The following is a 24,554-nucleotide window of genomic DNA, read 5'->3' on the forward strand; positions in this document are numbered from 1 at the left end:
ATACAGCTAAATCAATTTCGAGCGGCAGCAAAAACTGAACCCGCAGGATGTCTAGAAAAGGCGGGGCTATTCAAAACAAACACGCCGCCTGACCAGCATCAGGCGGCGTGTTTGTTTTTGAATGGTGTTATTTTGCCGCAGAAACCACAATTTCAATGAGGGTGTCTTTGCCAAGTTCCGCGACGCCGATTGTGGCGCGTGTTGGCAAAATGTCGCCCGGAAGCCATTCAAGCCATGCGTCGTTCATGCCGTCCTTGGCATCGAAATCGGAGATATAGATCATCGCGGTCAGAAGTTTGTCCTTTGACGATCCCGTTTCGGCCAGAAGGGCATCGATCTTTGCGCAGATTTCGGCCGTCTGACCTTTCATGTCTTTGGTTTTGTCATCGGCAACCAGTCCGCCGAAATAAAGAACGCCATTATATTCAACAACGCGGTGATTGATTTTGGTTTGGATATAACGTTTGATCACGGGTAACTCCTTGGTTTTGATCAACAAGAATTGGTGAAGCGGGAAATGCGGAAGGGTTCGATCGGGGAATTTGTTTTCCCGGTGGCAATCAGTTCAGCCATCAGTTCCCCGACGCCCGGCCCCATCTGAAAGCCGTGGGCCGAAAACCCGAAGGCATGGAAGGCATTTTCGTGGATCGAAGACGGGCCGATAACCGGCATGTCGTCTGGCATGCGACCTTCAATGCCCGACCATGACCGGACGATTGCAGCTTTTTGCATGATCGGAAAAATGGCGATGGCGGTTTGGGCGGTTTGCCTGAGTTTTTCAAACAGCATATGGGATGCGTTGGTCGCCGGATCCGCAATGCCGCGCAGACCGCCGCCAATGACCACGGTGCCGTTTTGCATCTGCTTGAAGGACAAGGGGCGCCCCGTTGCCCCAACAACGGCATTGCAAAATCGCGGCATTCGGCTGGTTACGATCATCATGGGGGCAATGGGTTCGACCGGGGCCGGTTCGCCCAGTTGTCGGGTAAATTCACCGGCCCAAGCCCCGGCACAATTCAGGATGTTTCGCCCGGAAAATGTTCCGTTGTCGGTGATGACATGCCAATCGGTACCATCGCGCCGGATTTTTTGGGCGCGGGTATTTTCGTAAAACCGCACCCCCAATTCGATTGCCTTGCGTTGAAAGGCAAAAGTTGTCTGGTAGGGCAGGGCAAAGCCGTCTTCAAGGCTTGCAAGGCCACCAACGCAATGATCTGAAACAGCAGGCAAATGCGCCTGCAATTCCGAACGGGACAGTATGGTTTCGTGATGAAAGCCCATTTCGTTGAGTTTGCGGACCCGTTCGCGATGTTTTTCAAGTTCGGCCTGGTTTTCGGCAACCTTGATTTGCGGGGATTTTTGAAAGCCGCAATCGTCATCCAGCAGGTCGCCGATATTGTTCCAGATTTTCATGGAGCGGTCCGATATCGGAATTTCGGGGAACAGCCGCCCCAGCCGCCGGACACCACCGGCATTCACGCCAGAGGCATGTCGTCCGGCGGTGTCCTTTTCAATGACAATGACGGACATTCCCCGTTTGGCCGCATGCAACGCCGCCGAACAACCATGGATGCCCGCGCCGATGACAAGAAGATCGGCACTTAATCGATTGTTCACCTTGAATGTCCCTTACAAAGGTGTGTGTCGGGTCGGTTCTGACTCAATTGCGGCCAATTCGGCCAAGGCCAGAGGTTTGAGGGGCGGGCGGATACGATAATAGTCGATCTCGCCGACCTCTTTTTTGCGATGATCGGCAATAATCTGGGTCACCGTGGGCCCGCACATGCGCCCCTGACAGGGACCCATGCCGCATCGGAGATAGGATTTGACCTGATTTGGGCCGGGTGCGCCCAAATCAACGGCATGACGGATTTGTCCGGCGGTGATTTCCTCGCAGCGGCACACCATGACATCATCGGCGGGCAAAAGATTTTCCGGCGACGGCGCATATAATGTTTCAAGGAACGGACGGATGGCCTGATCGGCTTTGAGTTTTTTCAATACATCGTTTTGCCGGGCGATGGTGTCCTTGCCCTGTTTTTCGGCAATACGTAATGCCACCAGACGCCCGCGAAGGGCCGCAGAGACAGCGCCGCCAATTCCGGCACCATCGCCCGCAACATAAATGTTTTCGACGGTGGTTTGGAAAAACGCATCAAGGCGGGGGACAAAACAATGCTGATTTGCGTTCCAGTCATGTTCGCACCGCAGAAGCCGGGTGATTTGCTGGTTTGGGATGACGCCCTGATGAAGGGCAACGGCGGTCGTTTCAATGCGATGGGATTTTCCGCCCGATTGGAAAATAACGGCTTGTGCGGTGGTTGTGCCTTCAATCGCAACCGCACGGGCATTGGCATAAAACGGGATGCCCGATTTGTGCAGTTTGCGTTTCATTGCCAACCCTTTGCGCAGATAGGAAAACGCCGTGAGTGCGCGGGGCAAATGGCGGGCTGCCTTTATCAAGCGGCCAGCCGGGGTGGTTTCGACAATTGCCCTGGGCGCATATCGGGCCGTCAGCATTTGAGTGGCGACGAGATAGAGGAGCGGTCCGCTGCCAACCAGCACGACATCGTCATTGACCGCGCCATGAGCCTTGAGCAAAATTTGCAAGGCACCGGCGGTTGTCACACCCGGCAAGGTCCAGCCCGGCATCGGTGTTGGTCTTTCTATCGCGCCGGTGGCGATGACCAATGAAGTCGCACTTATCTGATCCGATCCCAAACCAGCCCGCGAATAGTTGATTTTCAACCCGTTATCGATGTTCCAGACGGTTGCGCCCGAGACATAGGTTGCGCCGCAATTCCGAAATGCCGCCGCCAGATCGCGACCGGCAAGATAATCGGTTCCCAGAATTGCCGCCCGTTGATCGGAAACCGTTTCAATCGCGCGATAAATCTGGCCGCCGGGGGCGGGTTGTTCATCAAGGACAATGACGGACAAACCGTTTCGGGTTGCTTCGATGGCAGATGCCATGCCGGCCGGACCTGCCCCGATAATTGCAACATCAAAGCTTTTCATCGGTCTGTCTCCTCAATCGCGGCTTTCTGGATGCGAATTTTCATGCCGTCTTCGGCCAAAATCATGCAGGCCTGACGGTTGGGGGTGCCGTTGATTTCAACAAGACATTCAAAACACACCCCCATCAGGCAAAACGGCCCGCGCCCTGCATGTGACACGGCGGATTCCTGAAATTTCCTTTTCCCTGCCAGCATCAGGGCCGCCGCGACAGTTTCGCCCTGTTCGACGTCAATTTTTTGACCTTCAAATTCGATACTGACCGGGTTGCTGATATCGGTCTGGACGCGCTTAAACATTGAATCTCTCCGCAGAAAACACAGACATCCGGTCTTCCAGACGACCTTGTGCGATCATCGGGGCGAGTGTCATGGCGTGCGCCCCCGCAAGGGTGACGCCAGAATGGCAATTGACGGTGAATGCACCGGGATGGGTGACGGATTGCTCGTAGATCGGGCAGCCGTCATCGGTCATGATCCGAAGGGCCGCCCACGAACGGACCACGCGCAAGTCTTTCAAAAACGGGAATGTCCGGATTGCCCGGTTGGCGATATCGGCCATAATGGCTGATTTCGATGTTGTATCGAAACCGGCATCCTCATGGCTGTCGCCAAGCAGAAATGATCCTTCTTCGGTCTGACGGACAAAGGTTGTCGGCATTGACAGGGTCGATTTGACGCGCTCGGTGACCAATATCTGGCCCTTGAGCGGAGATATCGGCACATTCAGGCCTACCATGTTGCCCAAGGCACGGTTCCCCAGACCGGCGGCCAGAACAACCTTGTCGGCATAATGCGAAGAAGAGTTTGTTCTGACGACAAATCGCGCTTCGTCACGGTCAATCCGTTCAACGCGGGCACCGGCATGATAGGTGCCGCCAAGTTTTTGAAATCCGCTATGAAGTGCGCGGAGAAGGTAGAGCGGGCTGGCATGTCCGTCATGGGGGGACCAGGAACCGCCAATGACATCGGGCCCCAGTCCGGGCAGGATTTCGTCCAGTTCCTGACGGTTCAGAATTTTAGCGCCGTAATTGGCGGCGCCATGGACGTCGTGCATCCGCCTGATCAAGGCAGCATGTGATTGCAAGGCGTCTTCTGACAGGCAAAGATGAACGCCGCCGGGTTTGTGATAATTCACATCGACGCCGGTTTCGTCGCGCAGCCGTTCGGAAAATTCCGGCCAGACTTCGGTCGAACCGCGGGTCCAGCGGGAGTATTCCGGGGTGCCGTCCCCTTTTCCCTGAAACCAGACAAGACCAAAATTTCCGCGTGATGCACGATAGGCAATATCCCCTTCGTCCATAACCTCGACGGTTTGACCAAGACGTGCCAATCCATAGGCGACGGCAATGCCAACAAGGCCGCCACCTACAACAATCGTATCGACAGTTTTCATCTGGACTCTCCCATCAGAAGGCGATCGAGCCCGTAGAAGCGATTGATCAAAAGCATCAGGGCAACCGTGAACAGAATGACCATTGTTGATACCGATGCGATGAGGGGGTCGGTTGTTTGTGTGATGTGCGAAAACAGCCGTACCGGCAGGGTTGTCGTCGATGGATTGACGATGAAGACCGTTACGGTCAGTTCATCAAAACTGGTGATAAAGGCCAGTACCCAGCCCCCGACAACGCCGGGCATGATCAGCGGCAAAGTCACGCGGCGAAATACCACCCATCCCGATGCACCAAGAGAAACGGCCGCCTTTTCAATCGATTGATCAATGCCAACGACCGAAGACAGAACGAGGCGCAGGACAAACGGGGTGATGATGATTGCATGACACAGGGTCAGGCCGATGAATGTGCCATTGATTTCAAGCAGGCTGAGCAGACGCAGAAAGGCAATTCCGAGAACCACTGTTGGAACGGTCAGGGGGGACAGGAACAAAGCCTGTAAGGCTTCACGCCCCAGAAACCGTTCCCGTCCAATGGCAAGGGCCGCAGGCACAGCCACAATCGTTGAAACGGTTGCAGAACATACGCCCAGTTTCAGGCTGATCCATGCAGCGTCGATAAAGTCGGGATTATCCAGAATGGCCCGGAACCAGCGAAGCGACAGACCGCTTGGCGGAAATTCGAGATAGCCTGTCGGGGTGAAGGAGACGCCAATCACGACGACCAATGGTGCCACCATGAATATCGTGAACAGGCCATTGAAGATCAGGGAGTATTTGCCATTGCTGTTCATTCAAAGACTCCCGAATAGCGTTTTTCCACCAGACGGTTCCAACTCAGCATGATGACGAGGACGGATACCAGCAACAGCACCGCAATTGCCGCGCCAAGCGGCCAGTTCAGGGTGTTGAGGAATTCATCATAAACGGTGGTTGAGATGACTTTTATCCGCCGCCCGCCCAGAATGGCGGGGGTGGCAAAGGCACTGGCAGAGAGTGAAAATACAATCAGGGATCCGGAAAGGATGCCGGGCATGGCCTGAGGCAGGACGATGCGGGTGAAGACTTTTACGGGGGATGCGCCAAGCGATTCTGCGGCCTGTTCGGCCGATGCGTCCCGGCGTTGAAGGGCGGCCCATACGGCGATAATCATGAAGGGGATCATCACATGCACAAGTGCCACCACGATTCCGCCTGACGTATAGAGCATTTTGACCGGCGACGAGATCAGGTCCAGCCTGATCAGAAATTCGTTGATGACACCCTTGTTGCCCAGAAGGATCGACCAGCCGAGCGTTCGCACGACGACTGAAATCAACAACGGGCCAAGAACGACAAGCAGCATGAGGGATCTTGCAAAAGGGCGCATCCGCAGCAGGATATAAGCCTCGGGCACCCCAAGCAGGACGCATAAAATAGTCGTCCCCAATGCAATCAGGAAGGTTCTGAGGAAGATTTCGTAGAAATAGCTGTCGCTGAGGATTTCGATGTAATTTCCGAGCCCATAGCTTTCTTCTATGCCGCCATAGAAAGAAAAGCTGTTGAAACTCAATAGAAACGTCATGACCAGCGGGATCAGGAGAAAGACCAGAAACAGCAACAGTGCCGGTCCGCTCAGGAGCCACGGTTTTGCGGATGCCAGTCTGTTCATGCAACATTCTCCTGACTTTGCGGTAAAATCCGGAGATGTTCGGGCAACCAGGCAATGTGGACGGTTTCGCCCGGTTCTGCCTCGCGGCGACCGCGGTTTCGGCGCACGACCAGCAAGTTGCCGATGGTGGTTTCCAGACGGAACAACCACTGATCGCCCAGGAAGATGCGCTCCAGCACCCTGGCCGGTAAAACGCCTTCTGCGCTATCGACGATGTCGATCCGTTCGGGGCGCAACGAAATCAGAACCTTTCCGGGCAGGAGATTTACGGCGGGACCCGTGATTTGAATGCCGTTGACGTCGAGTTTTGCGCCGTCGTCACCGGTTGATATCAGGCGGGCATCCAGACAGTTTGATTTGCCCAGAAAATTGGAAATAAAGGATGATTTCGGTGATTCATAGGTATCAAAAGGTGTGCCGATCTGCATCAGTCTGCCGTTTTGCATGACGGCGATCCGGTCACTTAGCGCCATGGCTTCGGATTGATCATGCGTTACCAAAAGGGTTGTCACCCCGGCATCCTGCTGAATGCGGCGCAGTTCAAGTTGCATTTCTTCGCGCAGTTTTGCATCCAGATTGGACAGGGGTTCGTCAAGCAGCAGCAATTCGGGTTCGATGACCAGGGCGCGCGCCAGTGCAACACGCTGGCGCTGTCCGCCGGACATCGCCTTGGGAAAGCGTTTCGCCAGATGCGACAGTTTGACCAGATCAAGGGCATTGGCGATTTTCTGACGCCTGTCGTCGCCGGAAATACCCCGCATTTCCAGACCAAAGGCAACATTCTGTTCGACCGTCATGTGCGGGAACAGGGCGTAGGTTTGAAAAACGATGCCGAGGCCACGTTTGCGGGCCGGTACTTTGGACAGGTTGCGACCATTCAGGATGATGCTTCCTGATGACGGGTCTTCGAAACCGGCAATCATTTGCAAGGTGGTCGTCTTGCCGCACCCCGATGGACCCAGCAGCGATACGAACTCGCCGCGTTCAACGCTCAGGGAAAAGTCATCAACGGCAGTCATGTCAAAAAAGCGTTTTGTTAACGCCTTGATCTCAAGAAAAGACATTTTTCTCTCTCTTGTCGCGCGGGAAGGAGCCAATTGAGGATCGACGGGGTGCTGCCTGAAACAATCAGGCAGCACCCGCAAGATTAGCGTTCGATTTCACGCGACCAGCGTTTGGTCCATTCTTCGCGAACGGGATTGATCACATCCCAATCAACAGCGACGAGTTTTGCGATCTGTTCCGGGCCATAAGGCAAGGCTGTCGCCAGTTCATCGGACAATACGGCATGACGGTTTACCGGACCTGACCCCATGGCGTCGGCAAGGCGAACCTGAATTTCCGGGGCCAGCAGATAGTCGATGAATTCTGCGGCTTCTTTGGGAACGTTACTGTCAACGACGGGGCAAGCCGCCAGCATCAGGGCAACGGCCCCCTCTTTGGGATATGCGAATTTGGCGGGAAAGCCTGTATCTGCCAGCGATTTTGTCCGGCCGGACCCCCAAATGGACAGGGCGACTTCGCCCGACTGGAACAATTCAGATGCCTTGCCCGATGATGCTTCAAAGACCAGAACGTTGGGGGCAACCTGATCGGCCATAACATCGAAGCCGGGATCAATATCGGTTTCACTGCCGCCATTCAGGCGCGCCATCATAATCAGGGTATGCAGGCCATAGGTGTTTGAGATCGGCGGGATTGTCAGAATCTGGTCGTATTTTTCATCCGCAAGATCCATCCAGCTTGACGGCGGGTTCCAGCCTTTTTCTGCAAAAAAATCGGCATTGTATGTGAAGCCGGTTGCGACGAAGCCAAAGCCGATGGAATTCGGCCCCAGTTTGGCGATGTCATAAACGTCATCCATGACGGCGGCAGTTTGCATGGGCGCACAAAAACCCAGGGCATCCGCCTGATACATCGGGCCATCATCCAGAATGACGACATCAAGTTCCTGATTGTCTTTTTGGGCCTGCAAACGTGCCAGGTTTTCGGTGGAATTGCCCGACACAAAGCGAATTTCGACATCATGTTTTGCTTCGAATTCGGGAATGATAAGTTCTTTCATCAAAGTTTCAAACGAGCCGCCATAGCCGCCAACCGTCAGAACCTTGTCATTTGCCTGTGCAGCACCCATCGCAAAAAGCGATGTGCCTGCCGCAATTATTGCCATCAGATTTTTCATTGGTTACCCCTGATTGAATATTTTTTTGGTGCGGGGCCAGTGGAAGTCTATTGCGTATAATATTCAAATGATATTAATTGGCTCTATCATTCCAAAAGGTTATACCAATCATGGCAAAGGCAAACATTCGGCAGATAGAAGCTTTCAATGCTGTGATGAAAGTTGGCTCTGTTACCAAGGCTGCGGAAACCCTGTTTATCAGTCAGCCTGCTGTGACCAAGCTTTTGAAATCATTTGAAGAATCTTGCGGGTTTTCCCTGTTTGGCCGAACCACCGGACGCCTTGTGCCAACACCCGAGGCACGGCAGCTTTTTGCTGAAACGCACAAACTTTTAGCAGGTGTGATTCGTGTACAAAAAATCGCCAATTCCATTCGGAATCTTGAGCGGGGCGAGGTTGCTCTGGTTGCTTTTCCGGGCATAAGTATGCAGTTGATTCCACGGGAAGTCGCAAATCTGCTGAAGACTCGTGAAAGCATTAATATCACGCTGTTGACGCGGACATCGCGCAGCATTGAGGATTCCATGATTACGCGGTCAGCTGATTTTGGATTGTCCCTGGTTCAAACAGAAAATCCGGCACTGAAATGCGAGAAATTTGCCGAATTGTCGATGATTTGCGGGCTGCCAAGCACACATCCGCTGGCCGGGAAGAAAGTTATTTCACTTAGCGATTTGCAAAAGGAGCCTTTGATCGCGCTGGGAAGAGAGGACCTTTCCTTTCCGATGATCAGTGCTGCATTTGATCGTCTTGGCCTTTCGATGCGGCCGGTTGCGGAGGTCCAGATGTCTGAAGCCGCCTGCGCAATTGTGAGTGCCGGTTACGGGGTGACCATCGTGTCGTCTTTTGCGACTGTCGGACCACAGGATAATGGCATTGTGTATCGCCCCCTGCTTCAACCCATCAGGACGCCGGTCTGGCTGATCACGCCGCGGTTCACAGAACAATCCAAGCTGGCGCTTGAGCTTATGGAGACAATCCGTGCTGCCATCAATCGTCTTGAGCGCAATCCGGGTGATCTGCATTAGGGGGTTGAGGTCGTTCGGATCCTGTCAGGATGACGGGATTCCCAGATGATGCCGGGTAAAGTTGATCAGGCTTTCAATATGGGTATGGACAGCCTTGCGGGTTTTTTCCCGGTCGCCAAGGCTTATGGCCTCGATGATATCAAGATGTTCGGATGAGTCCGGCAGCAGACGTTCCTTGAGACGGTCAATTTCAAACAGGCGTGTCGTTGCCCTGAGGTCCCGCAATGTTTGCGCCATGACCTCGTTACCACAATGATCGATAATCATGTTGTGCAGATTGTCGTCCGAAAACCAGTGGGCGTCGGTATGATAGGCGGTGCTGCCCATCAGGTCCTCGATTTCGCGTTTGACGGCCAGAAGCTTCGGGGTAGGGATGGCATTGATGGCCTGGGCGGCGGCTTCGGGTTCGATCAACTGGCGCAGGCGAAGGCTTTGCAGATATTCCCCGACATCCACCCGGCGCACGATATAGTTCCGCCCGTTGCCCTTGCGCACAAGGCCTTCGCCTTCAAGACGTTGCAGGGCTTCGCGCAGCGGAGTGCGGGAAATGCCGAGCATGTCGGCAAGGCGTGCCTCGACAATCACGTCGCCGCCGCTCAGGCGTCGGTGGCGGATCATTTCCGAGACGGCATTATAGGCCATCGAAGCAAGGCTGTGCGCGCCATCGGTGTTTTCGCTGTGCGGCTTTGCCTTTGGCGATATTTTTTCTGCCGTCATCTAATTCTTTGTCCCGTCCGTTATTTGTGCGGTATACCGATTCTATACTATGCCAACGCCAAGGGGGATATAACATTTGAGCGTGCAGAATCATCCGGATTCAGGATTTGCGGGAAGGCTGGCTGATGAAGTTTTCTCAAAACTGTTGAATGACATTTTGTCGGGCAGGCTTCCCGGTGGCAGTATTGTGCAGGAACGGCGTCTGGCCGAGAGTCTGGGGGTGTCGCGTTCTCCGCTGCGCGATGCGTTGGGAAGGCTTGAGGGGCAGGGACTGCTGGTGCGCAATCCACGCGGTATTCTGACGATCCGCATTGTGACGCTTGAAGATTATCTGAATTGCCTGAATTTGCGTCTTTTGATCGAGCCATCCGCTGCGGCGTTGGCCTGCCGCAAAATGCCGGAACAGGAAATTGCCCGGCTTGACGGTCTTTTGACGCACCTTGAAGAACAAGACGACCCCAGCCACGATGCCTTGTGGGCGTTTGACGATATTCTTCATGATGCCCTTGCCGGGGCCAGCGGCAATCCTTTTATCGTCAAGGCTGTTGTCGAGATGCGGCGTTACACATCCATTTTCGAGCGTCATCAGTTAACCGGGCGGACCAAGCCCGGAACCGATGATCACCGGGCGATTGTCAATGCCCTGCGTAACCGGGATGAAGCCGGGGTGTCCGGGTTGATGAAGGCGCATCTTGAAGCCATTCGCGGCAAGGTTCTGGCTCATTTCTGACTGACGCAGGTGCCTGCAAAACAGGCACTGAAAACAGGTGTTGTCATTTTGGGCAAAAAATTGTATTTAAGTGGTATACCAATCGAATGCGAATGGTAGAACAGAATGAACAATTAACATCTGCAACAGGGGCAGTCATGATTTCACGTCTTTTTTTTGCTTCCGCATTGTGCGGGGTTTTGTGTGCGATTTCCGTGACGTCGGTCCAGGCGGCTGATTGCAAATCGCCGATCAGCGATGCCGATCTTGTCAAGCCCGGTACACTTGTCATGTCAACCAACCCGACATTGCCGCCGCTTCAATTTGTTGATTCCAGTGGTGACCTGAAGGGGATGCGCGTCGAGATGGGGCGCGAAATTGCAAAGCGTCTTTGCCTGACGCCGGAATATATCCGGATCGAATTTTCTGCGATGATTCCGGGCCTGCAATCGGGCCGCTGGGACATGATCAATACGGGCATTTTTTATAATGAAGAGCGGGCGAAGCTGATGGAAATGATCCCTTATGAGGATCAGGCGATCAGCATCTCTGTCGCCCCGGATTCGACAGAAATCGTTGCGTCGAAAGAAGATCTGGCAGGCAAGGTCATCGGCGTTGAAATCGGCGGCTTTGAAGAAGCCAAGCTGCGGGAAATTGACAAGGATATTCAAGCCGCGGGCAAGGAAGGTCTTGATGTTCGGACCTTCGACAATTTTGCTCTTGCGTTTCAGGCGCTGCGGGCCGGGCAGCTTGACGGGGTTGTCTCGATTGACGCGGTTGCCGGTGAATATGATGCCCGCGGCGATTTCAAACGCGCCCTGAGCGGTTTGTATCCGACCCCGGTTGCCCTGGCGATGAAAGACAGGCCATTGGCCGAAGCCGTGCTGAAAGTCCTTGAGGACATGAAGGCTGACGGGTCGATGAAAAAGCTGTTTGACGCATACGCACTTGCCCTTCCGGAAGGCGATTACGCGATCAGGTAAGTTCCTGTTTCCGGTATTTGCCTGCTGCCTGTCAATCCGGGCGGCAGGCAATGCATCCCGATATGGTGCAGGCAGGGCCCGTTGCCTTGCCTGCCGTTTCTGCCAGGAAAGTTAACACGCATGCAAATCTGGAATTGGTCGGGATTTTTCAGTTATCTGATCAACCCATACATTCTGAATGGTGTTCTGACAACGATCTGGCTGACGGTCGTGTCACTGATCGGCGGGCTTGTGCTTGGATTTGTGGTTGCCCTCATGCGCCGCAGCAACCTGCGTCTGGTTACGGTATTTGCCAAGTTTTATATCTGGCTGTTTCGCGGGACGCCGCTTTTGGTTCAGCTGATCGTGATCTATACCGCCCTGCCGCAACTTGGCATTCGGTTTTCCGTGATTGAAGCCGCACTTTTGGGATTGGCCCTGAACGAGGCAGCCTATCTTGCCGAAATCATCCGTGCCGGGATTGACGCCGTCCCCGACGGGCAGAGCCGCGCCGGTCGGGCGTTGGGCATGACTGAACGCAGCATCATGCGTCATATCGTCATGCCGCAGGCGTTCAAGGTTATCATTCCGCCTTTGGGCAATTCGGTAAACGGTTTGCTGAAAACAACCTCGGTGACGTCGGTTATCTCCATGGAAGAATTGCTGCGCCGGACGCAGGTTCTGATCCAGGAGAAATTCATGGTGCTTGAACTGTTTGCCGTCGCTGCGATCTATTACCTGCTGCTGACCACGCTTTGGGATTTTGTGCAGCGGCGGATTGAAAAGAAATTCGGTCAATCGACCCAAAAATTATCGCTTGAAGATCAACGTTAAACTGAATGGATATCCGTCGAATGACCACCCGTTTCCGCGGTGTATTCACCGTTATGATCACCCCGACCGCCGACGATGGGTCGGTTGACCTGAAGGCCTTGGCCGAATTTACCGACTGGCAGATACGTGAAGGTATTCACGGCCTGATTCCGCTGGGTTCGACCGGCGAATTTCTGTCGCTTTCGGATGAGGAACGCGATGCCGTGGCGCGGACCGTCATCAATGTGTCGGCAGGACGTGTGCCGGTCCTGATCGGTACGGGCGCCGAAGATACCCGTCTTGCTGTGAAACTCAGTCAGGATGCCCAGAAAATGGGGGCCGATGGTGTGATGGTCATCCCACCCTTTTACTGCACGCCGACCGATGACGAACTTTTTGCCCATTACAGCGCCATTGCCGGGGCAATCGACATCCCGGTCATGGTCTATAACAATCCGGCAACTGCAAATGTGGATCTGAAACCGGAACTTGTGGCGCGTCTGGCAACAATTGATGGCTGTGATTATATCAAGGAATCCACGCTGGAAGTCACCCGTGTACGCGATATCGTTCGCCTTGCATCGGATAACATGACTGTGTTTGGCGGGATTCTTGGCTTTGAATCCTTTGTCATGGGCGCGCAGGGATGGGTTGCCGTTGCATCGAACATCGCGCCGGGGCCGATGGCCCGCATTTTTGAACTGGCTGCCGATGAAAAACGGTATGACGCGGCCCGCGACCTTTATCTGAAATGGTTGCCGGTCATCGAAGCCGTCGGCGGGCAGGCCTATGTTGCCGGTTCCAAATCGCTGTTGCGTCACATGGGGTTCCAGTCCGGCGCACCGCGTCCGCCGCGCTTGCCCTTACCGATCGAGCGTGATCAGCATATGAAAAAACTTGTAGAGGATTTCGGTCTGTCCTTTACCCCGTCATTCGTCAGGGCATAGGGGCATAGTTGATGACGACCCCCGGACCGAATATTTCCGGCATGGCACCGCAACTTTCGCAACTGCGAGAAAGTTCATCGGTGACGTTTGATTTTGGCGGAAAGTCCGTTTCCGCCCAGCCGGGACAAACGGTGGCCGCGGCGCTGACGGCGGCGGGCATATATTGCCTGTCCCGTGGCGTTGACGATACGCCGCGCGGTGTTTTCTGCGGCATGGGTGTGTGCAACGAATGTATCGTCCGGATTGATGGTGTTTCCGGGCAACGGTCTTGCATGGTTCCCGTCTGTGACGGGATGAAAGTCGAACCACAACCGTCGCGCAGTGATCTTTCGGATGACGGAATGGCAGACATCTGCCCCGTTCCGCAAAAGATTGTTGAAACGGAACTGGATGTTCTTGTCGTCGGGGCGGGGCCGGGGGGGCTTGCCGCGGCCCGAACCGTTGCTGGCTACGGGGGCAGGGTTGTCGTGGTTGATGACCGTTCGGCACCGGGCGGGCAGTATTTCAAGCAACCACATACCCGGGACGCAAAGGCGTTTTTTGCCAATGATCGACAGTCTTCCGATGGTGCGGCCCTGATTGCAGATGCCCGTCAGAAAGGCGTTGTCTTTTATGAACGGACGGTGGTCTGGGGCGGTGAACGTATGGCCGATGGCCGCCTGCGGATTGGCCTGCATGGTCCTGACGGGGCATCTTATGTCATTGTGCGGCAGCTTGTTGTGGCGACCGGTGCATTTGAACGGCCAGATCCGGTTCCCGGATGGACGTTGCCCGGTGTCATGACGACCGGGGCCGCCCAGACATTGCTGCGCAATTATGGTGTTGTGGCCGGACGTCGTGTCCTTGTTGCCGGGAACGGTCCGCTCAACATGCAGGTTGCGATGGAACTTCGCCAGCAGGGGTGTGACATTGTGGCCCTGGCCGAAATCGCCGCATCGCCCTGGAAACAGCCGGGGGTGATATTTGATCTTGTGATGGCGAATGCCTCTTTGGCATTACGCGGTGCGCGCCAACTGACGTCGCTGGTTTCTGCCGGAATACCGGTTTTCTGGCAGAGCAGGCTTACCCGGATCACCGGGACGGATGGTGTAACCGGTGCCGTCCTGACAACGCCGCAGGGCATCAAGACATTTGAGGCAGACATTGTTCTGATGGGGGGCGGTTTTGTACCCTCGAATGAATTGCTGCGCCTTTTGGGATGTGCCCATGATGTTGAAAATGGCGTGCTGCTTGTTCGGCGCGATCTGTATGGCCGCACATCTTGCAACGATATTTTTGCTGTTGGTGAAGCGGCCCGTTTTGGCGGGGCTCATATCGCCCTTGCCCAGGGGCATGTGACCGGTGCTGAAATCGTACGGACACTGGGACTGGGTGAACCCGACAGGGCGGGCGATTTGCGGCAGCTCGAACGTCATTCCCGTTTCCAGAAAGTCTTGTGGTCGCTTTATCGGGGGCGTTCGGCGGATATACGGGATGGCGAAGACGATACTGTTGTCTGTCGCTGTGAGAACGTGACGTTGCAGACGCTGCGCGAGGTGTCTGTGCAGGCGCGGGGTGATGTTTCAAGTCTCAAACGGCTGTCGCGGGCAGGGATGGGGCGTTGTCAGGGACTGTATTGCGGTTCCAATCTGCAAAAGATTGCCACCTTTTCGCATTCGGAAAAGCGAAATGGGGAAACCGATGGCTTTCTTGCACCACAAATGCCGTTGCGTCCGGTACCGGTTGCGGTTCTTGCCTGCGAGAAACGGGAATGGGGCGGGCACAAACGGACAATGCTGCCGCAAAAGGCGCCGCTTCGCTGTGACGAACCCCTGCCGGTAAAACAGGTTGAAACACTGGTGATTGGTTGCGGTATCGCCGGATTATCAACAGCACTGTTTCTGGCGCGTGAAGGACACGAGGTCGTCGCACTGGACCGGGCATATCCGAATTCATTGGCATCGGGTGGGAATGCAGGCAGTCTGCACGCGCAATTATTATCCTTTGACCATGGTGCGCGGGCACAGGGTCGCGGATCGGCTGCGGTGCAAACCTTGCCGCTTCAGCGTGATTCAATTGTGCTGTGGGGGGAACTGCAAAAAGAACTTCAGATTGACTTTGAAATGAAGGTAACCGGCGGCCTGATGGTTGCCGAAAATGACACCGATCTCAGATTCCTTGAAGAAAAAGCGGCGCTGGAACGTACTGTTGGCATTGATACATGCGTCATCGACAAAAATACCCTGTACGATATCGAACCGGCACTGGCCCCGATCTTTGTCGGTGCGGCCTATTGTTCCCAGGAAGGGAAGATCAATCCGCTTTTGGCAACACCGGCCATTCTTGGGGCCGCCCGCAAGGCTGGTGCGCAGATATTTGATCGCGCCGAGGTTCTTGCGATTTCGGCCAATCCCGATGGCGGGTTCGAGGTGAAAACATCGCGTGGGGATATCAGGGTCCGTCATATCGTCAATGCGTCAGGCGGCTTTGCATCCCGGATTGGTGCGATGTTGGGGCTTGATGTTCCGGTTTTCGGGGCGCCGTTGCAGATGGTGGTCACCGAAGCAGTTGAGCCCCTGATATCATGTCTGGTTGCGCATGCCGATCGTCATCTGACTCTCAAGCAGGCTGCGAACGGCAATTTCATCATTGGGGGGGGCTGGACCGCCGGACTTGACCCTGTGCATCAGCATCCGCGACCATTGTTTGACAGTCTTGAGGGTAATTTGTGGATCGCCCAGCATGTGGCTCCGGCCTTGCGTAAAGTGAATGTCATCCGCAGCTGGGCTGCGATGAATATTGACATTGATGGTGCGCCTATATTGGGGGAACACCCCGACCAGCCCGGATTTTTCAATGCGGTTACATCGAACGGATACACGCTTGGTCCGATGGTCGGACATCTGACGGCGTCCCTGATTACCGGGCGTATGAATGGTGCCGGTTTGGAACCGTTCGCGATTTCGCGTTTTTCAAGAGGACAGAAATGATCGAAATAAATCAGGTCACAAAATGGTACGGGGATTATCAGGTCCTTAAAAAATGTTCCACGCGCGTTGAAAAAGGTGAAGTCGTGGTTGTCTGCGGGCCTTCCGGTTCGGGCAAATCGACCCTGATCAAATGTGTCAATGCGCTTGAACCCTATCAGGAGGGGGCGATCCTGGTTGACGGGATCGAAGTCGGAAATCCCAAAACGGATCTTCCGGATTTGCGCACACGGGTCGGCATGGTGTTCCAGAATTTTGAACTGTTTCCCCATCTGACGATTGAACAGAACATCATGCTGGCACAGCGCGATGTGCTTGGTCGCAGTTCAGAACTGGCGCGCAAGAAAGCAAAGGGGCTTCTTGATCGGGTCGGACTTGCCGATCAGGCACCGAAATATCCTTCGCAACTGTCCGGAGGACAGCAGCAGCGTGTGGCGATTGCCCGTGCGCTTGCGATGGACCCCAAGGCGATGTTGTTTGACGAACCGACTTCTGCGCTTGATCCGGAAATGATTTCCGAGGTTCTCGACGTCATGACCGGGCTTGCCCGCGACGGCATGACAATGATGGTGGTTACCCACGAAATGGGATTTGCCCGCCGGGTCGCGAACCGGGTGATTTTTATCGACAGCGGTGAAATTGTGGAAGACTGCCCGACCGACGAATTCTTTGCCGGTAACCGAAATCCCAGAACCGAGAGCTTTTTGAGTAAAATTCTCAATCACTGAACGACTGCTGCTACGAACAGCCATTTTGATTCGGGCTGAAACTGAAAAGAGTATCGAATGAGCATGTATGATCTGATCATCAAAAACGGAACCGTGGCGACGGCATCGGATGTGTTTGAATGCGACATTGCCGTACGGGACGGGAAAATTGTTCAGATGGGGCAAAATCTTGTCGGGGCGGTGCGTGAAATCGATGCCGCAGGCAAATATGTGTTGCCGGGCGGGATTGACAGCCACGTTCATATTTCACAGCCATCGGGCGAGGGTATCGTGATGGCCGATGATTTTGAAAGCGGATCGCTTTCGGCGCTTTTTGGCGGCAATACAACCGTGATGCCGTTCTGCTTGCAGGAACGCGGTGTGCCGTTGCGTGAAACCCTGAAGGACTATCATGCCAGGGCCGAAGGGCAGTGCTATGTCGATGTCAGTTTTCATCTGATCATTTGTGATCCGACCGATGCCGTTCTGGGGCAGGATATTCCGGCGCTGGTTGCCGATGGTTATAGCTCACTCAAGGTTTTCATGACGTATGAAGACCTTCGCCTTGACGATGCCGCCATTCTTAAAACGCTTGATGTGGCCCGCAAAACCGGGGCAACCGTGATGGTGCATTGCGAGAACGAAGATGCCATTCGGTTTCTTGTCGAAAAACACGAGCTTGCCGGGGATGTGAAGCCGTTAGCCCATGCACAAACCCGCCCGGTCGCCGTCGAACGCGAGGCAACCCATCGTGCGATATCGCTGGCGGAAATCGTCGGTGTGCCAATTGTGATCGTGCATATTTCAAATGGTCAGGCCATGGACGAGGTTCTGCGCGGTCGTGCCCGTGGTGTCAGGGTTTTGGGCGAAACATGTCCGCAATATCTGATGTTGACGGCGGATGATCTTGATGGCATGGATTGGGAAGGGGCGAAATTTGTCTGTTCGCCACCCCCGCGAACCAAAGCCGAACAGCAGGAATGCTGGCGGGGCATTGAAACCGGGGTGTTTGACCTGTTTTCGTCGGATCATTGTCCGTTTCGCTATGATGATCCACAGGGCAAGCTCAGCCCGAAAGGGCGCAGCAGTTTCCGGCATATTCCGAATGGTATTCCCGGCGTGGAAGTGCGCCAGCCCATTCTGTTTTCCGAAGGTGTGATGAAAGGTCGTATTGACCTGCCCCGCTTTGTCGCGCTGACATCCACCAATCATGCCAAGACATATGGTCTTTATCCCCGCAAAGGCACCCTTTCGATCGGTGCGGATGCGGATATTGCCATCTGGGACCCCACGGAAAAACGGACCATTCGTCATGCCGATCTGCATGACGGATCTGATTATTCCCCCTACGAGGGCATTGCTGTTACCGGCTGGCCGACAACGGTCATTCTGGGGGGCAAGGTCATGGTCGATAACGGCAAGTTGACCGGTAAAAAAGGTGACGGTCAGTATCGCCCCGCCTCGACGCATCCAAAGACAAACTGCAAATAATGGAACAGAAAAGATGAAACTTAAAATTACTGCTGGTGAATACGAATTCGATGCCGTTCTTGAGGTGGAAAAAGCCCCGAAAACATGTGCGGCCTTTATCAAGTGCCTGCCATATGACGGGCAGCTTGTGCATGTACGCTGGTCGGGTGAAGGCGTGTGGATTCCCTTGGGGGATTACGATTTCGGTGTTGATTATGAAAATCACACCAGCCATCCGGCTCCGGGGCATTTCATTCTTTATCCGGGCGGGATCAGTGAAACCGAAATTCTGCTTGCCTATGGCGGGGTCGATTTTTCATCGAAGGTCGGGCAGCTTGCCGGGAATCATTTCATTACCATCACATCCAACCTCGACAAGCTTCACGAACTGGGACAGGCGTGCCTTTGGAAGGGCGCGCAGAAGATACATTTCGCGGCAGCCTGAGCCCGTGATGTGACGCAAAAGGGCAGCGGGCCCGGAAGGATGTTGCGGGCAAGCCACAAGATAGGCTCCTGCCTTTCGCATACATCATGTCAGATTGGCATTGGTTATTCCGGCGTCATACGGTTTAGGCTTTGCGACGTAATGTGAGGATTTCGGAGATCAAAATGCGGATCATGATATCGGTCGATATCGAAGGTGTGGCAGGCGTCAACGAGACGATTCAGGGGCGGCGGGGCAATCCGGAATATGAAGTGGCGCGCCGCCTGATGACGCAAGAAGCCAATGCGGCAATTGCCGGGGCGTTTGATGGCGGGGCAACGGATGTGATCGTTGCGGATTCCCACGGGCCAATGCGCAATATCATTGCCGAAGATCTTGACGAACGGGCGCGCCTTGTTTCAGGCAAGCCCCGACCCTTGTCGATGATTCAGGGGATTGATGGGAACCATGACGGGGTGGTGCTGATTGGTTATCACGCGGCGGCATCGAATTACGGCATCATGGCCCATACGGTCAGTGGCATGGCGTTTCATTCCATCGAGATAAATGGCGTGCGCGCCGGAGAACCGACCCTGTTTGGCGGATATGCCGCCGAAATCGGCGTGCCGTTGCTTGCCGTGAGTGGCGATGATTGTCTGGCACGTGAAATATCCGAACAATTTCCCGCTGCTGGCACGATCATCGTCAAGGAGGCGCTGGGAGCCCATGCGGCAAGCAGCCTGTCACCGGCGAAATCACGCGAATTGATCCGACGTGAGGTCGCCAAAGCGGTCAAAAGTGCCGGATCGGCAAAGGTCGAGGCCCCTTGCACCGCGCCGCTGGATGTGTCGGTACGGTTTCACAAATCACTCTATGCCGATGCGGCGGCGTTGTTGCCGATGATGAAACGGCCGGATGCCCATACGGTATGTTTCCATGTTGACAGCCACGCGGGGGCGATTGGCACAATTTCCGCACTGTCGCTGATGATCGCGGCCTTGCAATAGTCAGGGGCCGCACCCTAACCCCGGGGTGCGGCGGCCTGATCCAGAAATGCGGACAGTTCCGGCAGGGTTTTACCCGTATATCCCGGATGGGCGCGGCCAAACCACATGGCATTGAGGACGGCCTCTTCCACGGCTTCAACCGTTGCATGCAAAAAATCGTTCATGCAGCTTTCGGAAAGGCGGGTGGCATTGTAGAGCGTTTGGCCCGAACGGGAATGACTGTTGGCGGTGGAAAACGCAACGGCGATATCGCCGCTTTGATGTCCCCAATAACTGCCCAGGCGCCCCAAAGCCGCGCCGGTGCGTTTGCAGATACGGCCCAGTTGGCGTGAATCCAGCGGCGCGTCGGTTGCCAGAACGATAATGATCGATCCCTTGTCTTTGGCATCCGGGACCACAGGGTTAAAGGCCGAGAGTTTTTTCCCGAAAACCCGCAATTCGGATTTCTGCCCAAAATTGGACAGGACCAGTGCGCCAAGATGATATTTGGTGTTGTCGGCCGTTTTGACCCGGCGCGATGCCGACCCGATACCCCCGGCAAAGCCGAAAGTCTTCATGCCGGTACCGGCCCCGACGGTGCCCTGATCAAAGTCCGTTCCGGCCCGGTCAATTGCAAGATTGACCATTTCTTCGGTGACATGGAAGGCCTGCATGTCATTGACGACACCATCATTGCATTCCAGAACCAATGGATTGACGGTTGGCATTTTGCGGCCAATTTCCGGGTTGAGCCGGATGGCCCGTTTGGTCAGGGCTTTGCTGCAATCCCCCACGCCAAAGGTATTGGTCAGAATGATGGGCGTTTCGATTTCACCCAGTTCGTCAAGTTGCACAAGCCCCGCACTTTTGCCAAATCCGTTCAACACAGCAGATGCCGCATGAACCGGCCGGTCAAACAGATCGCCGTCATGGGGAAGGATCGCCGTAACCCCGGTCCGTGCCGTATCGCCGTTATTATGGGTGTAATGTCCGACGGTGACGCCGGGGACATCTGTGATCAGGTTCTTGGGACCGGCAGGATGGACCCACCAGTCCGCAGGGGAAAACGTATTTCTGAATTGTTCAGTCATTGATTTGTGCCACACAAAGGTAGCCTATTCCCTGTCAAGTTTCGGATCGAGCGCATCGTGCAGCCCGTCGCCCAGAATGTTAAATGATAGAACCGTGATGAAAATCGCAATACCGGGAAACAGCGTGAGGTGCCATTCACCCGCCATCATGTAATCGCGCCCGGTCGACAGCATCGCCCCCCATTCCGCAGTTGAAGGTTCCACCCCCAATCCCAGAAAAGACAGGCTGGTTGCGGTCAGGATTGATGTGCCGATCCGCATGGTGAAATAGACGATGACCGCCCCCAGAACACCCGGAAGAATATGCCGGAACATGATGATCATGTTCGATGCCCCGGCCGCACGGGCGGCTTCGACATAGGTGCTTTCCTTGTGGGTCAGTGTCCCGGAACGCACAATGCGGGCAAAGGCAGGAACACTGAAAATGGCAACGGCAATGATGACATTGGCTAATCCGGGGCCGAGAATTGCGACAATCCCGATTGCAAGCAGAATACCGGGAAAGGCAAACAGGACATCGGATACCCGCATGGTGCAGGCATCAAGCCAGCCGCCATAATACCCGGCAAAAAGACCGGCCAGAACACCGATGATCGCCCCGACAGAAACCGAGGTGAATCCGATAAACATTGACAGTTTTGCCCCATTCATCAGACGGGCAAAAATATCGCGGCCAAATTCATCGGTGCCGGCCCAGTGCAATGCTGTCGGTGTTTGCAGGGTGTTCATATAGTCAAAGCTGTCGGGCCCAAACGGCAGAATGACGGGGGCAAGAAAGGCGACAACATACATGGACAGAAGGAAAAGACCCGCTGCCACGGCCACCTTGCGTTTTGAAAACCGTTCCCAGAATTCCTTGAACGGGCTGGCGGCCGTTTCGCCATGTGCCGGGGCAGCATCAATGACAATATCGGTTTGTTGCGTCATGACGGTATCCTAGCTATAGCGGATTTTCGGATTGATGAGCCCATAGAGCACATCGACCAGAAGGTTGATCAGCAAAAATTCAAGAGAGAAGATCAGGATTTCAGCCTGGACCACGGCATAGTCGCGGAAACTGATCGCATCAAGCAGCAGGGACCCCATGCCGGGCCAGCGAAACACCCGTTCAATGACGATTGAGCCGCCCAGCAAAAAGCCGAATTGCAGACCGGCCATCGTGACCACCGGAATCAGGGCATTGCGCAGGGCATGTTTCCAGATCACAATTTTTTCAGGCAGTCCCTTGGCCCGTGCGGTGCGGATATAGTCTTCGCGGATGACCTCGATGACGGCAGAGCGTGTGAAGCGGGCCATGATTGCCGCGACCCCCGCACCCAACGTGATCGAGGGCAGGATGAGGTCAGAAGGGCTGTCGAAACCGCTGGTGCCAAACCAGCCCAACTGGACCGAGAAAAACTGCATCAGCAGCAATCCAAGCCAGAAGGGCGGCATCGAAATACCCGAGACGGCGGCAAACATGCCGACATGATCGCCAATACTGCCGCGTTTGACCGCAGAAATGACGCCAGAGATCAATCCGAATATGACGGACCAGCCAAGCGCACATAATGCCAGCCATACTGTCGGCATAAAGGCGCGACCGATCATGGTTGCCACCGGTTCGCCGGTACGCAGAGATACGCCAAGATTGCCGCTTAGAATATTGCCAATAAAATCAAAATATTGCTGATGTAACGGGGCATCAAGATTAAGAGAGCGACGCAGGATTTCGACTTCTTCCAATGTGGCATTGTCACCGGCCAGCACACGCGCAGGATCCCCCGGCAGTGCGTGCACAAACAGAAATACGAATATTGAAATAAGAAAAAGAACCGGGATAAGGGCAAAAAGCCGTCGCAGAAAATATTGAACCATTTGATGCTCTTGGTCTCAGCGACCCGGTATCGCACAGGGCCATACCGGGTCATTGGTTTCAGGCGGGCCTATTCTTCGTAGGCAGCGCGGGCATATTGCATGGTGCCATCGGGCATCGGAAATGCACCGGTGAGACCTTTTTTCCGCCCGGCCAGGGCGTTATCGATGGCCAGCCAGACAACAGGTTTGTCTTTCCAGATCTGGTCCTGGGCGATTGCATAAGCCGCAGCACGTTTTGCCGGGTCCGCTGTTTCAAGAGCATCCTGAACGGCCTTGTCCACAACCGCGTTGGAATAAAACGACAGGTTATACATGTTCGGAACAAAGCCTTCGGTCGCATAAACCGGGCGCAGATGCCAGTCGGCATCCCCCGTCGAGGGTGACCATCCGCCGATCGTCATGTCAAATTCGGCGGTTTCCGGTGTCAGGTTGGCCCCGAACAGTTTTTCTGCACGGGTTGCCCCTTCGAGCGGGACGATCTGGACATTGACATTGATCTGCGACAGCTGCTGTTTGAGGAATTGCAGCATGCGGACTTCGGTTGAATTGTTGCGCGCCCAGAGATTGACCTCAAAGCCGTTTTCATATCCGGCTTCTTTCATCAGTTCTTTGGCCTTGGCAACATCGGTTGACAGGGCCGGAGACTGGGTTGCATGAAACTGGGTTGCCGGTGCCAGCGGAGCATCGGGCACAATGGCATGACCGCCATAAACGACCTGGGCAAAGGCTTGCTGGTCAATGGCAAGGTTAAAGGCTTCGCGGACGCGAATATCCTGGAACTGTTTGCGCATCATGTTCATGGCCATGACCCAAACCGAAATACCCGGTTTTTCAAGCACTTCGTATGAGTCGGACTCGCTGACACGCTTCATCAGTTCGGCGGGCAGGATTGGCACAAACTGGACTTCGTCCGACATCAGCATTGAAACGCGGGTGCCGTTTTCAGGGACCGGATAGAAGGTGACCTTGTCAAGTTTCGGCCATTCCGGGTCCCAGTAGCCTTCGTTCTTCACAACAACCAGTTTTTCGCCCGGAACCCATTCCTCGAACTTGAAGGGGCCGGTTCCGACCGGATGTTTGGCAATGTCCTTGCCATATTTCTCGATCGCGGCCGGGCTTTGCATGACAATCGACGGATGGGCCAGAGTGTTGATCATGGCACCGAACGGTTTGCTCAGCTTGATCACAACGGTGTTTTCGTCGGGGGTTTCGACCGATTCAACCAGTTTGAACAGGCTGTGCTTTTTCAGGTTCAGGTCGGGGTCGGCCAGACGATCAAGGTTGATTTTGACAGCGGCGGCATTGAAATCCGTACCATCCTGAAACTTTACGCCCTGACGCAGTTTCAGGGTAAAGATTTTCGCGTCTTCGCTGCCTTCCCAGCTTGTTGCGAGCTGGGGAACAAGTTTCATGTCGCCATCAAATGCAATCAGGCGTTCAAAAATGCCGTTCGCGACGGAATAATCGACATTGTAATTTGAGTCTTGCGGGTTCAGCCCCTGAACAATCTGGTTCAGGGCAATCGACATTTCTGCCGCGTGTGCCGCCTGAAAGGCCCCGAGGGATCCTGCCATGAGGGCGGCGCTGAAAGCGGCGGTTTGCAATAGTTTCATGTTTAATGCCTCGTAACTGAT

General features: G+C 54.7%; 24 protein-coding genes. 10 read left to right on the forward strand and 14 right to left on the reverse strand.

Annotated features, from left to right (window positions below):
* Positions 1–127: 127 nt before the first annotated feature.
* The 9 genes from Q8O73_RS16785 to Q8O73_RS16825 all read right to left on the reverse strand — a co-directional run bounded on the left by Q8O73_RS16785 (position 128) and on the right by Q8O73_RS16825 (position 8,243).
* Positions 128–472 carry a RidA family protein gene (locus tag Q8O73_RS16785; protein WP_305559349.1) on the reverse strand — a complete coding sequence of 115 codons (345 nt, stop codon included), beginning with the start codon at positions 470–472 and terminating at the stop codon, positions 128–130.
* A 20-nt stretch (positions 473–492) separates the two neighbouring features.
* Positions 493–1,617, reverse strand: a complete 1,125-nt coding sequence (locus Q8O73_RS16790) for an FAD-binding oxidoreductase (RefSeq protein WP_305559350.1) — start codon at positions 1,615–1,617, stop codon at positions 493–495.
* Between the two features lie 12 nt (positions 1,618–1,629).
* Positions 1,630–3,018 carry an NAD(P)/FAD-dependent oxidoreductase gene (locus Q8O73_RS16795; RefSeq protein ID WP_305559351.1) on the reverse strand — a complete coding sequence of 463 codons (1,389 nt, stop codon included), beginning with the start codon at positions 3,016–3,018 and terminating at the stop codon, positions 1,630–1,632.
* Entirely contained in the window at positions 3,015–3,314 is a 300-nt protein-coding gene (locus tag Q8O73_RS16800; protein ID WP_305559352.1) for a (2Fe-2S)-binding protein, read from the reverse strand. Before Q8O73_RS16800 ends, Q8O73_RS16795 begins: the two co-directional genes overlap by 4 nt.
* A complete protein-coding gene (locus Q8O73_RS16805; RefSeq protein WP_305559353.1) occupies positions 3,307–4,410 on the reverse strand; it encodes an FAD-binding oxidoreductase in 1,104 nt (367 codons plus the stop codon). Before Q8O73_RS16805 ends, Q8O73_RS16800 begins: the two co-directional genes overlap by 8 nt.
* Positions 4,407–5,204: an ABC transporter permease gene (locus tag Q8O73_RS16810; RefSeq protein ID WP_305559354.1), complete on the reverse strand. Its 798-nt coding sequence runs from the start codon at positions 5,202–5,204 to the stop codon at positions 4,407–4,409. The genes Q8O73_RS16805 and Q8O73_RS16810 overlap by 4 nt, the downstream gene beginning before the upstream one ends.
* Entirely contained in the window at positions 5,201–6,061 is an 861-nt protein-coding gene (locus Q8O73_RS16815) for an ABC transporter permease (RefSeq protein WP_305559355.1), read from the reverse strand. The genes Q8O73_RS16810 and Q8O73_RS16815 overlap by 4 nt, the downstream gene beginning before the upstream one ends.
* Positions 6,058–7,125, reverse strand: coding sequence for an ABC transporter ATP-binding protein (locus Q8O73_RS16820; RefSeq protein WP_305559356.1), 1,068 nt, complete (start codon positions 7,123–7,125; stop codon positions 6,058–6,060). The genes Q8O73_RS16815 and Q8O73_RS16820 overlap by 4 nt, the downstream gene beginning before the upstream one ends.
* A gap of 83 nt (positions 7,126–7,208) precedes the next feature.
* Positions 7,209–8,243, reverse strand: a complete 1,035-nt coding sequence (locus Q8O73_RS16825) for an ABC transporter substrate-binding protein (RefSeq protein ID WP_305559357.1) — start codon at positions 8,241–8,243, stop codon at positions 7,209–7,211.
* A gap of 110 nt (positions 8,244–8,353) precedes the next feature.
* Between Q8O73_RS16825 and Q8O73_RS16830 the strand changes: the two genes are divergently transcribed.
* Positions 8,354–9,271, forward strand: coding sequence for a LysR substrate-binding domain-containing protein (locus Q8O73_RS16830; RefSeq protein ID WP_305559358.1), 918 nt, complete (start codon positions 8,354–8,356; stop codon positions 9,269–9,271).
* A gap of 24 nt (positions 9,272–9,295) precedes the next feature.
* Here the strand turns inward: Q8O73_RS16830 and Q8O73_RS16835 are convergent, their stop codons facing one another.
* Positions 9,296–9,988 (reverse strand): GntR family transcriptional regulator, encoded by a 693-nt coding sequence (locus Q8O73_RS16835; RefSeq protein WP_305559359.1) that lies wholly within the window; start codon positions 9,986–9,988, stop codon positions 9,296–9,298.
* An 82-nt stretch (positions 9,989–10,070) separates the two neighbouring features.
* On the opposite strand from Q8O73_RS16835, the gene Q8O73_RS16840 reads away from it, so the two are divergent.
* The 9 genes from Q8O73_RS16840 to Q8O73_RS16880 all read left to right on the forward strand — a co-directional run bounded on the left by Q8O73_RS16840 (position 10,071) and on the right by Q8O73_RS16880 (position 19,993).
* A complete protein-coding gene (locus Q8O73_RS16840; protein ID WP_305559460.1) occupies positions 10,071–10,718 on the forward strand; it encodes a GntR family transcriptional regulator in 648 nt (215 codons plus the stop codon).
* 137 nt (positions 10,719–10,855) lie between these two features.
* On the forward strand, positions 10,856–11,680 hold the full coding sequence (locus Q8O73_RS16845; protein ID WP_305559360.1) for an ABC transporter substrate-binding protein: 825 nt from the start codon (positions 10,856–10,858) through the stop codon (positions 11,678–11,680).
* A 120-nt stretch (positions 11,681–11,800) separates the two neighbouring features.
* On the forward strand, positions 11,801–12,493 hold the full coding sequence (locus Q8O73_RS16850; RefSeq protein ID WP_305559361.1) for an amino acid ABC transporter permease: 693 nt from the start codon (positions 11,801–11,803) through the stop codon (positions 12,491–12,493).
* Positions 12,494–12,513: 20 nt separating this feature from the next.
* Positions 12,514–13,419, forward strand: coding sequence for a 4-hydroxy-tetrahydrodipicolinate synthase (dapA, locus tag Q8O73_RS16855; protein WP_305559362.1), 906 nt, complete (start codon positions 12,514–12,516; stop codon positions 13,417–13,419).
* A gap of 11 nt (positions 13,420–13,430) precedes the next feature.
* On the forward strand, positions 13,431–16,388 hold the full coding sequence (locus tag Q8O73_RS16860) for an FAD-dependent oxidoreductase (RefSeq protein ID WP_305559363.1): 2,958 nt from the start codon (positions 13,431–13,433) through the stop codon (positions 16,386–16,388).
* Complete coding sequence (locus tag Q8O73_RS16865) at positions 16,385–17,113, forward strand: amino acid ABC transporter ATP-binding protein (protein WP_305559364.1); 729 nt, start codon at positions 16,385–16,387, stop codon at positions 17,111–17,113. The genes Q8O73_RS16860 and Q8O73_RS16865 overlap by 4 nt, the downstream gene beginning before the upstream one ends.
* Before the next feature lie 57 nt (positions 17,114–17,170).
* Positions 17,171–18,583, forward strand: a complete 1,413-nt coding sequence (gene hydA / locus Q8O73_RS16870) for a dihydropyrimidinase (RefSeq protein ID WP_305559365.1) — start codon at positions 17,171–17,173, stop codon at positions 18,581–18,583.
* The gene (locus tag Q8O73_RS16875; protein ID WP_305559366.1) at positions 18,531–19,007 is read left to right on the forward strand and encodes a DUF3830 family protein; all 477 of its coding nucleotides are present in this window, start codon (positions 18,531–18,533) and stop codon (positions 19,005–19,007) included. The genes hydA and Q8O73_RS16875 overlap by 53 nt, the downstream gene beginning before the upstream one ends.
* Positions 19,008–19,171: 164 nt before the next feature.
* A complete protein-coding gene (locus Q8O73_RS16880; protein WP_305559367.1) occupies positions 19,172–19,993 on the forward strand; it encodes a M55 family metallopeptidase in 822 nt (273 codons plus the stop codon).
* Between the two features lie 14 nt (positions 19,994–20,007).
* Here the strand turns inward: Q8O73_RS16880 and Q8O73_RS16885 are convergent, their stop codons facing one another.
* The 4 genes from Q8O73_RS16885 to Q8O73_RS16900 form a co-directional block, all read right to left on the reverse strand.
* Positions 20,008–21,063: a P1 family peptidase gene (locus tag Q8O73_RS16885; protein ID WP_305559368.1), complete on the reverse strand. Its 1,056-nt coding sequence runs from the start codon at positions 21,061–21,063 to the stop codon at positions 20,008–20,010.
* A 24-nt stretch (positions 21,064–21,087) separates the two neighbouring features.
* On the reverse strand, positions 21,088–21,990 hold the full coding sequence (locus tag Q8O73_RS16890; RefSeq protein WP_305559369.1) for an ABC transporter permease subunit: 903 nt from the start codon (positions 21,988–21,990) through the stop codon (positions 21,088–21,090).
* Between the two features lie 9 nt (positions 21,991–21,999).
* On the reverse strand, positions 22,000–22,920 hold the full coding sequence (locus tag Q8O73_RS16895; RefSeq protein WP_305559370.1) for an ABC transporter permease subunit: 921 nt from the start codon (positions 22,918–22,920) through the stop codon (positions 22,000–22,002).
* Positions 22,921–22,988: 68 nt separating this feature from the next.
* Entirely contained in the window at positions 22,989–24,494 is a 1,506-nt protein-coding gene (locus tag Q8O73_RS16900; protein ID WP_305559371.1) for a glutathione ABC transporter substrate-binding protein, read from the reverse strand.
* Positions 24,495–24,554: the final 60 nt, after the last annotated feature.

Origin of the sequence: Thalassospira sp. (assembly GCF_030690045.1) — a bacterium.
GTDB lineage: Bacteria > Pseudomonadota > Alphaproteobacteria > Rhodospirillales > Thalassospiraceae > Thalassospira.